A 13,702-nucleotide genomic window follows, 5' to 3' on the forward strand; every position below is an offset into this window, starting at 1 on the left:
GGGACTTTTTTTTAATCATGTAAGTTAGGACAATTACAATCTAACGAACTGCGTTTTGCAAAAAGATCTACTCCTAAAGTAAATAGGTGAAAACCTCCTTTGTTAAATGTATTATTTCCTATATTATGCGTGTAGGTATAAGTTAAACTAAACCCTTTATATTTCCCTCCAACTAAGGGACTAATACTTTGAAGGGCTTGTTTTTTGTCTGTACCTCCTTTGGTGTATTCTGCATTATCGAAGTCGCGTCTATAAGACACTCCTGCCCATACTTTCGACTCTTCAAAAGTTTTATACACTTTCATATTTACATCTACTAATTTGAGTTCGGTTTGCTCCACATACTGAAGTAAAAGTGAAGGTTCATACATCCAACCTCCATTAAACTTTGCATTACCAAACGTATAACCCGCACCTAATAAATAGCGACGGAAGTTATCACTTTCAACATCTGTATACAATTCTCTTTTACTGGTTACGGCATTCTTTACCGTAAACATCGAGAAAAAGTTTTCGTTGTGGTAAGCGGCTCCAAAATCAACGGTGAAATAGCTATCCTTCACTTCTAATCCCCCACTTAATGTAGGGTCATAAACAGATCCGAATTCCGTTTCATCTAACGTAATACGAGAAAAACCAGCACTCATACCAAAAGATAACATATTTAGCTCATAACGCGATTCACTAAATGTAATATGATGTGCATAGGTCAACTTCGCACCCGTTTCCGAATGGTATCCATTCTTATCACTGAAAGCGATGATACCAATACCCGATTTTTCACCAATTCGGGTATTAGCAGTTAACATATTAGTTCGAGGGGCATCATCTGTGCCACCCCATTGTTGTCTTATAGCTCCTCGTATCTGTGTACTATTTTTTAACCCGGCCATTGCTGGGTGAATCAAATAATAGTTATCAGATAAATAATCCGAATAGATAGGTAATCCACCGTCTTGCGCATTACCCATTTGAGTAACTAATAACGCAACTGCCAAATATCTTTTCTTAAATATCTTCATATCCTAAATTATCGTTTTAATGAGAAATGTCCTTTAAACTGAACTTTTCGAGGCACTTGATTTGCATTTCTTGCATCTTCTAAATATTCAACCGTAAACCAGTAATCTGTAGATGGCATTGGTTTTCCATTGAATGTTCCATCCCATCCGTCTTTAGCAGGGCTTAACTGTGTTAACAATTTACCATATCTATCATAGATATAAATCACTGCTTCAGGATGACCTTTTAAGGTTGGAATATTCCATGTGTCATTAAATCCATCTCCGTTTGGAGTAAAGAATTTTGGATATCCTAAAATAAACACATCCATATACTGTGGACAAATTGATCGATTGTCTTTGTATCTCACCCATACTCTATGCGTACCATTTGCTACATCATAGAACACTCTTGAGTCTTGATAAGCACCTTCATCTAAAGCGTATTCGAAAACACTAGAGTTGGTTGGAGCTTCAATTACAATAGAAATTCTTTCTTCTCCATCTAAAGCACCAATAACACCTTTTGAATCTGCACCAAGAACTTTAATTTCAATTTCTTCTACAAAAGTAAGTGTTACGTTCGCACTATTGGTTGAACAAATTTGCCCTTTGTAATTTACTTTTACTCTAAATACATTTCCTCTTGTAATATCTTCAACTACATAATAAGACTTCGTTGCTCCAGGAATTGCTACAAATGCCCCAGCAGGTGTACGATATTCCCATTGGAAATCATACTCAGTCGCTTTATAACCTGAATCAATTGTATATGCATCAACTAACTTACCTGTATTATAATCCACACAAAGTATTGACCCAGTCAAGATTGGAGCCACTGGAGATTCAAATACAGTAAGTGTAAAGCGAATTTCATCTTCACATAAAAACACAAAACCGGCTTTAACTTGTTTAACAATAGCAACAATTTCATGGGTACCGATTGGTAATCTAAACTGTGCTAAATTTGCTACTGGAATAGCAACATTATTGTAATAATAAGTAACACTAAGGTCAGCAGCAGGAATACGTTGTGTTCCCTTGATCTCATCTGTAAATAATGTAAGATCAAAATTAGCAAATCCAGTAACTCCAGTCGGTGTTGCACATTTTTCTATTCTTGTTTTATCAGCAAGATCAATATCAAATGCAAATACTTTTTCCTCAACTACTAACTTCATAGGTCCAACATAAACACATCCCGTTAGTTTACTTACAACACGCACCCAAATCGTTTGTGTGCCAACCTGAACATTTGAATAAATATAGTCTGCTGGAATAGCTGATCCAATATTACCTAGGTCAGCATCATCTTTTCTTACATAAAAATAAATATCATAGTCTCTACCATCTCTTCCGTTTAAAATTTCATCTGTTTTCTCTAATAAATTAAAAGTCGAGAATCCTGTTGAGTTTTCTAAACAATGAAGGAAAGTAATATCATCAAATCTAGGTAATTCATCTACAATAATATTTAGCGGAACAATAACAAAACACGGTGCATTTTTCCCCACTGCAATGCGCAAATAAACTGTAGTAGTAACACTTACAAAAGCTGCTGGAAATAAAATCTCATCATTGCGATCTTGCGTTTCTGCTCCTACTCTAGTATTAAAATATTCAAAGTAATATCCCGTAGATTGATTCCCAATTTCATATTCTCTACTAGTTAAATCAAATCTTGCTGTACTAGTAGCAATATCAAACATACAACTATGGATTGGTCTAGGGTTAAAATTAACATCCGGTATTGGGTTAACTCTTATCACCATAGATACAAAACTTCTACATCCATTAAAACTTGTTACACCAACCCAAATTGTTTGTGGATTGCTTCTGTTTGTATAAGTTCTTGGATTAGGAATTGCATTTCTATCTTGTTTTGCATCGGTCTGATTTTCATAATATTTAATAGTAACGCGATCAATCGGTCTACCCAAAATATCAATTTCACGAATCGTTAAATCAAAAACTGCTTTACCATTGTTTGGCAACTGAGGTTGACAAAGTTGAATATCCGTAGGTTGGTTTAATGCTAAAGGCTTGTTTACTATCAATTTAAAACTTCCAACTGCATAACAACTTGATCTCTTATTATAAACTCTGTACCAAATAACTTGATTACTAGAAGTATTAACAAAATCAGTTGGAATAGAAATAGCACTAACATTTGCATTTGCATTCACCTCACTTAAGAAATACTTCACTTCTAAATTTTGTGCGGTATTATTTGGATCCGTTTGTGCATTTTTAATAACACTATCTTGAACTGTTAAATCAAAATGAGCAAAATCCTCTAACACATCATTTGAACACAATACTAAATCATCAATATTAATTGGCAAAACTGGTGATGAAATAACTATCAATTCTAATGGTTTAACTACAAAACATCCTCCTCTTAATTCACCTCTAACATAAATTGTTGCCCCTCCTGGATTTAAGTTAGTGTATGCTCTTGGAACGGGAATTCTATCAATATTGTTAATTGCATTTTCTTCTGTTTCAAAGAAATTTACAATAACACTAGGATTTCCATTTTGCAAATCTGTTACTAAGGCAAGCAAATCAAAGGTAGCAATTCCATTATTTGTTACACTACAAATGCCCACAGGTTCAGCTGGTATGTTAAGCACAGGAGCTGGAGCTGCTTTTAAAGTTAACGGTTTTATTGTTGCACATCCATTCTCTGAAACAAAACGAACATAAATAACTTGTTCGTAAGCTGTTATATTTCTATAATTAGTTGAATTCAAAGGGTTTCTTATATTCTGGGCATCAGTTGCTGTTGCATAAAATGAAACAATCAATCCTGCACGTCCATTTAAGAAACTATTCATATAATCTAATAAGTTGAAATTAGCAAATCCTAAATCAGATGGATCCTCACATACAGAAAATGCAGGTAATGATTCAATTATAGGAGCCTGAACAGGGATAATTATAAGGTTTGACAAACCAAAACAACCTGTAAGCCTAGATTCTACTCTTACCCATACATTTCGTGAGATAACACTTGAATAATGTTGAGGGCTTGATATAGGTCTTATTTTTAGATTAGCATCATTTCTTGATATATAATATGAAATTTCATACTCACTCGCAGGTAAACCATTTAGTATTTCCAACTCATAGGTTGTCAAATCTAATATAATTTCTCTATTAATATTCTCCACACAAACTTTAGCTTCCACACGTTCACTCACTAAAACTCGTGGTTGAACAACTAAATCTACCTCAACTATCTCCGAACAAGTCGTATTATTGAATGATACTTTTGCGTAAATAGTCTGACGATAAGGTACATCATTCACAAAGTTTCTCGATAAATCGATTGGGCTAGTACCAGTAGTAGCATTTGCTAATGAACGATAAAAAGTAACCTCAATTCTCGGATCAACTCCATTATTCAATATCATAGGTATAGCTACATTTAGATTGAACTCACCAATACCATTTGCTGTAGTTGATAAACTACAAGAACTCAAGAGAACATCTTCATCTAGCTCCGGTAACTCAACAACTTCTAACGTTATAGTTCCATAATTGAAGCATCCTGTTGTTAAGTCAATTACTCTATATCCAGCAACACCATTTCTAGATTCGTATGCTGATGAATTTCGAATTAATTCCGAAGCATTATCATCAATTGCACCTTGTAATGAAGTAAAATATTTCACTTCTAAATTAGGTCCACTAGCGATTCGTGCAGTAAAAAAATCTAAATTGAATGCGCCAATACTTTTTTGATCGTCGATAGAACATGCAAATAGAGTTTCCAATGGCTTAATCACGGGTCTTTCTTTTACAAGTAACATGAAAGATGTGGTGGAAAACTCTTGTGCATTACTATTATTTTCAACTCTTACATAGATTGTCTCCGAATTTCCAGTAGAAGAAAATGCATAATTTGCAGGATCAGTAATTCTATCTACTCTATTATTAGCATTAGCAAGACTTGTATAATAAGTAACTGTATAATTAGGGTTTCCAAAATATACAAGTGGTGTTTGAACCGTCAAATCTAAATTTGGAACAGTACCATCTAAATTTCTACAAATTATTAAGTCCTCTAAGGTTGCTAAATTAATCGTACATCTTTTTCCAATCACTTTAAATGAATCTACAACTGCACAACTAGTATCATTATGCGTTACTCGAACCCAAATAGTTCTTTCAGCACTTCCAGCGGTTGTATTAAATGCATACGTATTTCCTAATGGACTTCTATTTGCATTTGCATCTGCTTCACTTGCATAATATTTAATATCATAATTCCCTCCAATACTTGGATTTACATCAGGCAAATTAAAACTCACTCTCCCTGTTACAGGATCTATACATGACTGTAAATTTCTTATTTGACCTAAAATTGGAACATCTTTGACAACAACTACAATGTCTTCTGTAAAAGTACACCCAAAATTATCTACAACTTCATACGTATACGTATATTCTCCTGGTACATTTTGAATTACTGTTGCAAATCCTGTTCCTGTTTCAACTAATCCAGGTGCAGGTAACCAACGTTCACTAGCTACTTCAGGTTGAAAAGTTAAATCAGGTAAATCAAAGCGTTCATCGAAGCCCAAATCCCATCCAAACAAAAATCCAAAATCACCCCCCCACTTATCTTGAATACGAAGCGTCCAGATACCATTTAAAGGTGCTCCAATTAAATTATTAAACGAGTTGCCTGCAGGTAAGTTTGCTGGTAAATAAGTCCCATCAGGAATTCTAGCTGCTCCACCCAAATTTATAGAGCGCATTGTTTCAGCTGCATCTGCAGAAAAATTATAAACTCCAGGTATATTTTGTGGAATTCCCAAATCTGCTGCCTGGTTAGTCGCAGGTGCATCTCCAAACATTAAAAGAGATACTTGAGCCCCATTTGGTGCAATCAAAATAATATCTAAATCTCCCATGAATGTATGGGTGATTCTAACCAATAAATCAGCAATATCTTGGGGTGTTTCAATGACAGAACTCGCACAAAATTGATTAAACTCTAAATAACTATAAAAGAAACGCGGTTGCCCTGTTACAGGATCATTACCATCGGGTAAAGCTACCGGATTGCTTTCAGGAACTTCAGGAATAAATTCAACCTCTCTAAGATTAACCTTCGCTTCTAATCGAATGGGTTCACCCAAACAATAACTCTGTTTATTTGCTTTTAAATCAATATCCGCTTCATTTTCTCCAACTTGAATAATCAAACTGACCAGCTTAGTACACCCTACATTATCTTCTACGATAAAGCGCACGCGGTAAGCTCCTTTTTCATAATAAGTTATTACACCATTTTTATTATTTTGTATAACTCCATTATTAAAGTCCCATTTATATTTAGCTCCTTGGCCTGAAGTAGAAAAACTTGCATCTCCATATACTTTTATTTCTTCTCCAATACAAGCGCGAATAACTCCTAAATCTTCTTCACAAGCAGGTTCAACCCCTTGTGCAAAACCTGGAATACTTCTTAATAATCTAGGCGTGATAACCTGACAGTCTCCTCTATTACAAGTAATCTCAGCACTAAAACCTGGGGCAGTTGGATTATCGTCAGTAGTCCAAACCAATGTCATACACCCTGTATTATTTTCTACTGCTATCAATCGACCATCTGCAATAGGATTATCCCGATGAAATGGACTTCCTGGTACGTGAGTACCGGGTCCTTGTCCATCAAAAATACTCAATGATGCACCATGTCCAAGTAGAAAACTTGTAAATTCTAACCGAATTGAACCTCCAGGGGTATCAGGACACAAAGTCATTGTAATTGTTTCATTTCTAGAATAATTACCAGCTACACCTCCTGTATCATATAAAATACCACTACAAATATTCGTACGACCATTACTAATTAGCACGGGATCAGGATTGTTCTGTGCAAAACCTACTTGTGCAAACAGAAAAATCATGAAAAATAAAAATCGTTTCATAACTGATTTTTTCGTTATATAAATATTATTTCTACTCATCTGTATCACTTTTAATTAAGATCAAAGTCGATTGTTCTTTGATAAAATAATCAAACATTGTTTTAAAATTCAACGCATAACCATCGCTCCGCGCGTAGTTACTACAACTACTTTTGTCATAATTAATTGCTCTACACATTATTGCAAAATTTAAAAATTGTACTTACTTCTCTTATTTAGAATTACTTCGCTTCTGCAAGCGCTGTTAATTCATACTTAATGATATGTTAATTATATGTTTAAAAAACCAAATATACAGATTCGTAGAATATAAGTTTGTTAATTTTGAAAAAAAATAAAACAAAATGTCACAGATAAAAATTCAAAATACTCAAAACCCTGCTATTATCAAGTTTATCCTTCCTGATTTTATTACGAAAGGAGACAATTTCGAGTTCAAAAACATCGATGAAACGGCCCAATCTCCTTTAGCAAAAGAACTTTTCTACTTACCTTTTGTAAAAACGGTTTTTATTGCAAATAATTTCATTGCGATTGAAAAATTTTCAATCGTTGAATGGGAAGAGGTGCAAGATACGGTTGCAGACCAAATCCAAACTTTCATCGCTAAAGGTAAGAAAATCTTAATAGAATCTAAAGATGATCATAAAAAACATCCTATTACGATTTATGCAGAATCCACACCGAATCCAGCGGTAATAAAATTTGTAGCTAATAAGCTATTAACCAAGCAAGGAATTGAGTTTAAAAACATCGATGACGCCAAGGCTTCACCCTTAGCTAAAGAGCTATTTAAGCTACCTTTTGTAAGAGAAATATTCATTGATGAAAACTATGTGTCTATTTCTAAATACGAAGCTTTTGATTGGAATGAATTTATTCAATCGACGCGTTCTTTTATTAAGGAATTTTTAGAAAAAGGCAATTTAGCCGTAGATGAGGCTTTAGTAACTAATCGAGAAGAGCTAGAAAAACAAGCGGATATTCACTTTGATTCTTTAGATGAAAAATCACAACGCATCATCAATATCCTAGAAGAAAATGTAAAACCAGCGGTTCAAGCCGATGGTGGGAATATTGCCTTCCAAAATTACAACGGCGAGACTAATATAGTGCAAGTTGTCTTACAAGGTGCTTGTAGCGGTTGTCCTTCTTCGACCTTTACCCTAAAGAATGGGATTGAAAGTATGCTAAGACATATGTTGGCTGATGAGGCCATTGTTGTAGAAGCTATTAATGGTTAAAAGCACCTGTTTATAAAAATCAAAAAAACGCTTGAATTGCTTCAAGCGTTTTTTTTTATATGGTCTTATCAAGTATTTAGCAATTCTCTTGGCTATCCCTTGGATGTGAACTTTGTTCGCTTCTGATCAATATCAAATTGTTCAAACAATTCCAACAACCCAATTGTTGCTTTTACTAAATCATCGGTTTCGAATAAAATAGAAAAATACAGCTTGCTATTTTTTGGGCTTGTTTCTGTTGTTCGAATGCGAACAATTTGCTTTTGAATCAACTTATCTATCGTTTGGGTGATATCTTCTTTATTGGTCAAAATATCGCCAATTCGATCAAATTTTTCTTCTAAGAAAATGCCTCCTATCTCATCGAGAAATAACTGCAATTTATTGTCAATTAATTTCAAATCTCGAATCTGATTAAATTTCATTTTCTTGTGGTTATTATCCACGTGAGTGTAACTATTTTGCGTAATAAATAAGGCTGATTTAATAATATCTTGTAAAAACCCTAAAGTCAACACGTAAAATTTACTTGCCCCCACAGACGTTTCATCTAAATTCTTAATAAAGAAATAAACGTTCCCTCTCAGACTATCTACTTCTTTTTCTAATTGTCTGAGTTTCTTTCTACAGGCTTTTAGTTCCGCAAGATCTTGCAAGGCAACTCCATCAATAATACGCGTATAAAGCTCGTTGGTACGCACAATTACTTTGGCAATTTGTGCAGAGCTTTCAGAGGCCACTTCATGAATCGTTACAATATCAATTTTATTGAGTTTTTCTGTTTTTATTTTTTTCTCTTGCTCTAGACGTTGGTGCATTTTATTGCTTCTATACAACAAAATACCAACCAAAATCAGCATCGCTACTAGTGCATACACTTCTCCTATATATAAAATATAAGCCGTAATAAATGCAGCCACAAAAGCGACGATTGCCGTAACAAACCATCCGCCAATCACATTGAATACCCCAGCCACACGATAAACCGCAGAATCTCTATCCCAGGCTCTATCTGCAAAGGATGTACCCATCGCTACCATAAAAGTTACATAGGTGGTAGATAACGGCAATTTCATCGAGGTTCCTATCGAAATCAAGATACTTGCCACCATAAGATTTACAGAAGCACGAACCATGTCAAAGGCAGGTTCATCTTGCTTGTTTTTGCGCTTTGTATGTACAACAGGTTGTTCAAACCTTTTGTCCATGTGCATCTGCCAGGATTTAGGTAAAAAATAATCCACAACTCCCCCTAAAAGCACCATGCTACGAACAATAATCTTGGATAGGATATTAGGTGAAAACTTTTCATCCGAAGAATCTGAACTTTGACGGGCTAAATTCATTTCAGTTTCAATTACATTGCGTGCTTTTTTAGACGTCCACAACGTATAAACCATAATTCCACCTGCTAATAAAAGGAAATAAAAAGGGGCAACAACGTTTTCTTCTGCTAGTTTACCCATCATGTAAACATCTGGAGCTTGTCCTGAACTTTGGTAAAACCCAAACGATTGAATAGCTGCAATTGGAACTCCAATAAAGTTAACCAAATCATTACCCGCAAAAGCTAAGGCTAAAGCAAAAGTTCCAATAATTATGATGACACGTAAGATATTCAGTTTAAAAGTAGACATTAAGAACTGAGAAAACACAGTCCAAAAAACAAAACTTCCACCCAAAATAAGTAACTGATGTATATCAATCCACATCGAAGCTTCTTTACTTAGAAAACTCGATCCTTTTAATCCTTTTACTAAGATAAAAAAGGTAATTGCCGTAATGGCGATTCCTCCAAATAAAGCCCCAAAGTACTTCAGTTTACGCTCAACTTGAAACGTAAAGATTAGACGCGATATATATTGAACGATTGTACCTAAAGTAAAGGATAAAATTACAGACAATAAAATGCTCACTACAATCTCGGAGGCCTTTTTTGTATTGATATACGAAGGTAAAGTAGCCCAACTATCATCACTTGTAATAATTTTTACAACAGCCAAACACACGGCTGCTCCAAGTAATTCAAAGACAATTGAAACTGTTGTTGATGTAGGCAAACCTAATGTATTAAACACGTCTAGAAGCAAGACATCGGTTATCATTACGGCCAGAAAGATAATCATTACATCATTGAAGGTAAACATACTTGGAATGAAAATTCCACTTCGAGCAATTTCCATCATTCCTCCCGAAAAGGCCGAGCCAACTAGAATACCTAATGAGGCTACAAGCATGATACTTTTGAATGACATTGCTTTTGATCCTATTCCCGAATTCAAAAAGTTGACAGCATCATTGCTAACTCCAACAGTCAAATCTATTATGGCTAATATCCCTAAGGCTACTAGCATTACAATAAAAATTTGTTCCATTTATTCTTTTATTTTTTGCGTCTAGCAAAAGTCTATATATTTCTAGGATTCAACGTTAACTTAATGTTATCCTTTAAACCTGCTTTTTGTCCTCAAATAGCGCTTTCAAAAGGTTTTTTTTTATTTTGGCTTTCTATTCTCAATAAATACACAACTATCCCAATAATCTCCCTTTATTTTCAACCGCTTTGTTGTAGAAAAAAAAAGACAAGCTACAAAGTGATTTACTATTTCTTCTCCTTGATTTACGTTCTTCTAATTTTTTAGTAAACTATCTCCTATTTTAAGGAATTAAGTCTTCCTTTCCATACGAATTAATTCCGGAAATATTTTGCTAATTTTGTTGTTTACCTGCAACTTATGAATGAACTAATTCACACGTCAAATCCGTATTTAAAGCAACATGCTACGAACCCTATCTATTGGAAGGCTTGGCATACTTCTATTTTTAAAACGGCTCAAGAGCAAAACAAACTGCTTATTATTAGTATTGGTTATTCTACCTGCCATTGGTGCCACGTTATGGAAGAAGAGAGCTTTACCAACCAAGAAGTAGCTGAATTAATGAATCAGCATTTTGTTGCTGTAAAAGTAGATCGAGAGGAACATCCCGATGTAGATGCGTACTACATGAAAGCCGTTCAGCTCATGACCAAACAAGGAGGCTGGCCTTTGAATGTAGTTTGTTTACCTGATGGAAAACCCATTTGGGGTGGCACGTATTTTCCCAAACAAACCTGGATGGATTCGTTGCTTCAACTCACTCAACTCTATAAAAATAAACCCGAGACTGTGCTTGAATTTGCCGAAAAACTACAAGAAGGGATTTATGTACTTGGGTTGGCTCCTACGCAAAAAGAAGAAAGTCGATTTAATTTGGACGTGGTATTGGACCAATGGAAAACGAGTTTTGATTTAGACTATGGCGGATACCAAAGAGCACCCAAATTTATGATGCCTACCAACCTACTCTATCTACAAAAGCTAGGAGATCTTAAACACGATAAAGACTTACTTCAGTATGTTGATTTAACCTTGACCCGCATGGCTTGGGGCGGAATTTTTGATGTGGTTGAAGGGGGATTTTCTCGGTATGCGGTGGATTTTAAATGGCATATTCCTCATTTTGAAAAGATGCTGTATGACAATGCCCAACTGTTAAGTGTGTATAGTGATGCGTATAAACGCACCCACAACCCTTTGTATTTGGAGGTTATTACTAAAACCGTACATTTTATTCAAAGCAATTGGCTTAGTCCTTTAGGTGGGGTGTATGCTGCTTTGGATGCGGATAGTTTAGATGCAAATGGCCTCTCAAAAGAAGGCGCTTACTATGTTTGGACGGAAGCTGAACTTCGTCGTATCCTAGGCAATGACTTCACCTTATTTGCTCAAGTTTTTAATATTAATGCCTATGGTTTTTGGGAAGAAGAAAACTTTGTGCTCATTCAAAATCAGCCTTTAACAGAGCTTGCTACTGCCAATCAAATGGCTATTTTTGACTTGCAAACACTAAAACACAAATGGGAAGGATTGCTTTTAGCCGAGCGAAAACACAGAGCTATGCCTTTAATGGATGACAAAATAATCACCAGTTGGAATGCTATGTTAATCACAGGATTATTGGATGCGTATAGCGCTACAGGGGATTCCACTTACTTACAACAAGCGCAACACATTGATTCCTATATTCAAACCTATTTATTTGATGAAGAACAAGGGCTTTTCCATTCTTCACATCAAGAAAACGCACTTACCTTAGGGTATTTGGATGATTATGCCTTTTATATTCAGGCCTTGCTTCATCTCTTTGAACACACCGCCCAACAAGACTATATTTGGAAAGCAAAACGCTTACTCGATCTGACGTTGGATTTGTTTTTGGATGAAAAAAGTAAATTCTGTTATTTTAGTCAGACGAAGCACGCTGCGAATATTCTCAGAAGTTTTGAAACTGAAGACAATGTAATTCCTTCTTCCAATGCGGTTTTATGTGCTAGTTTACTCCAATTAGGGGTTTTATTTGAACATCGTCATTATACCCAATTAGCCCATCATATGCTTGACGTTATCCAATCTCAAATGGATTATCCTTCTGCTTATTCACATTGGCTATTGGCGATGTTATATACTGAATCACCCGCAGAGCTAGCTATTGTTGGAGAACATGCCTTAGAAGACAACCTCAAAATACGCGCTAATTTGGTTAGTAAAACCTTTATATTCCCCATCAATCAGGCAAGTAAGATTCCTTATTTTGAAAAATATACTGTCAATCCAGTTACACACTATTATCTTTGTGAAAATAAACATTGCTTAACCCCTACTCCTGCATTGAGTAGCCTCATTAAACTGTAGTTGTATGGAAAAATTAGATCATTTACTCACTTCCTATATCGAAAATATCCTTGATTTTATTCCGCAGATCGTAACCTCGTTACTCATCTTAGCCTTAGGATTATGGATTATTCAGTTGTCTCAAAAAATAGCGAAGCGAATTCTATTCAAAAGAAACATTGACCCTACCTTCACAAGCTTTATTTTAGATGTGTTATTGTGGGGATTTCGCGTTTTACTATTTGTGATTATTGCTTCTCAATTGGGTATTCAAACCAGTTCATTTGTTGCCATTATCGGAGCGATGAGTTTGGCTATTGGTTTGTCCCTACAAGGATCATTGAGTAATTTTGCAGGGGGTGTATTGATTATTCTCTTCAAGCCCTTTCGCCTTGGCGATATTATTGAAGCGCAAGGGGAAGCTGGAAAAGTAATTAGTATACATATTTTTTCTACACAAATTGTCAATTACCAAAACAACGTGATTTACATACCTAATGGCGTTTTATCCAATAGTAAAATCAAAAACATTTCACAAAATAACTTGAGAAGATCCGAAGTATTTGTTCAGACTACTTTAGCTAAAAACACCAATTTATTTATTGATCAACTTCTGGTGGAGCTTCAATCGAATGATAAGATTTTATCTCAACCCCAACCGCGGGTTTTAATTAAAGAACTTCTTGATACCAAGATTACCTATATCGTTCAAGTGTGGGTAAACAATGATAATTTCACTTCAGTGAATTCATTCATCTTATTAAAAGCCAGAGAAATAAGCGATTCTTTATAATCGC

Annotated in this window: 7 protein-coding genes; 3 read left to right on the forward strand and 4 right to left on the reverse strand. The window is 35.0% G+C overall.

Annotated features, from left to right (window positions below; translation table 11 throughout):
• Nucleotides 1-11: 11 nt before the first annotated feature.
• From ACMHJ2_RS02980 to ACMHJ2_RS02990, 3 genes are read right to left on the reverse strand one after another with little or no spacing between them, the layout of a single operon-like run.
• Nucleotides 12-1,022: a type IX secretion system membrane protein PorP/SprF gene (locus tag ACMHJ2_RS02980; RefSeq protein ID WP_413511473.1), complete on the reverse strand. Its 1,011-nt coding sequence runs from the start codon at nt 1,020-1,022 to the stop codon at nt 12-14.
• 8 nt (nt 1,023-1,030) lie between these two features.
• Complete coding sequence (locus tag ACMHJ2_RS02985; protein WP_413511474.1) at nt 1,031-6,988, reverse strand: T9SS type B sorting domain-containing protein; 5,958 nt, start codon at nt 6,986-6,988, stop codon at nt 1,031-1,033.
• Nucleotides 6,981-7,127, reverse strand: coding sequence for a hypothetical protein (locus ACMHJ2_RS02990; RefSeq protein ID WP_413511475.1), 147 nt, complete (start codon nt 7,125-7,127; stop codon nt 6,981-6,983). The genes ACMHJ2_RS02985 and ACMHJ2_RS02990 overlap by 8 nt, the downstream gene beginning before the upstream one ends.
• Before the next feature lie 166 nt (nt 7,128-7,293).
• Here ACMHJ2_RS02990 and ACMHJ2_RS02995 point away from each other — a divergent pair, with 166 nt between their 5' ends.
• Nucleotides 7,294-8,193 (forward strand): NifU family protein, encoded by a 900-nt coding sequence (locus ACMHJ2_RS02995; protein ID WP_413511476.1) that lies wholly within the window; start codon nt 7,294-7,296, stop codon nt 8,191-8,193.
• A 92-nt stretch (nt 8,194-8,285) separates the two neighbouring features.
• Here ACMHJ2_RS02995 and ACMHJ2_RS03000 read toward each other — a convergent pair whose 3' ends face one another.
• On the reverse strand, nt 8,286-10,568 hold the full coding sequence (locus tag ACMHJ2_RS03000; protein ID WP_413511477.1) for an inorganic phosphate transporter: 2,283 nt from the start codon (nt 10,566-10,568) through the stop codon (nt 8,286-8,288).
• Nucleotides 10,569-10,928: 360 nt separating this feature from the next.
• On the opposite strand from ACMHJ2_RS03000, the gene ACMHJ2_RS03005 reads away from it, so the two are divergent.
• Nucleotides 10,929-12,926, forward strand: coding sequence for a thioredoxin domain-containing protein (locus ACMHJ2_RS03005; protein WP_413511478.1), 1,998 nt, complete (start codon nt 10,929-10,931; stop codon nt 12,924-12,926).
• 4 nt (nt 12,927-12,930) lie between these two features.
• On the forward strand, nt 12,931-13,698 hold the full coding sequence (locus tag ACMHJ2_RS03010; RefSeq protein WP_413511479.1) for a mechanosensitive ion channel family protein: 768 nt from the start codon (nt 12,931-12,933) through the stop codon (nt 13,696-13,698).
• Nucleotides 13,699-13,702 lie beyond the last annotated feature (4 nt).

This window comes from Myroides odoratus, from assembly GCF_965118575.1.
GTDB lineage: Bacteria > Bacteroidota > Bacteroidia > Flavobacteriales > Flavobacteriaceae > Flavobacterium > Flavobacterium odoratum_B.

Bases quoted from the DNA above. Each gene is read 5' to 3' on its own strand.
- ACMHJ2_RS03000 (WP_413511477.1), bottom strand. From the start codon at position 10,568: ATGGAACAAATTTTTATTGTAATGCTAGTAGCCTTAGGGATATTAGCC.
- ACMHJ2_RS02985 (WP_413511474.1), bottom strand. From the start codon at position 6,988: ATGAGTAGAAATAATATTTATATAACGAAAAAATCAGTTATGAAACGA.
- ACMHJ2_RS02980 (WP_413511473.1), bottom strand. From the start codon at position 1,022: ATGAAGATATTTAAGAAAAGATATTTGGCAGTTGCGTTATTAGTTACT.
- ACMHJ2_RS03010 (WP_413511479.1), top strand. From the start codon at position 12,931: ATGGAAAAATTAGATCATTTACTCACTTCCTATATCGAAAATATCCTT.
- ACMHJ2_RS02990 (WP_413511475.1), bottom strand. From the start codon at position 7,127: ATGTGTAGAGCAATTAATTATGACAAAAGTAGTTGTAGTAACTACGCG.
- ACMHJ2_RS02995 (WP_413511476.1), top strand. From the start codon at position 7,294: ATGTCACAGATAAAAATTCAAAATACTCAAAACCCTGCTATTATCAAG.
- ACMHJ2_RS03005 (WP_413511478.1), top strand. From the start codon at position 10,929: ATGAATGAACTAATTCACACGTCAAATCCGTATTTAAAGCAACATGCT.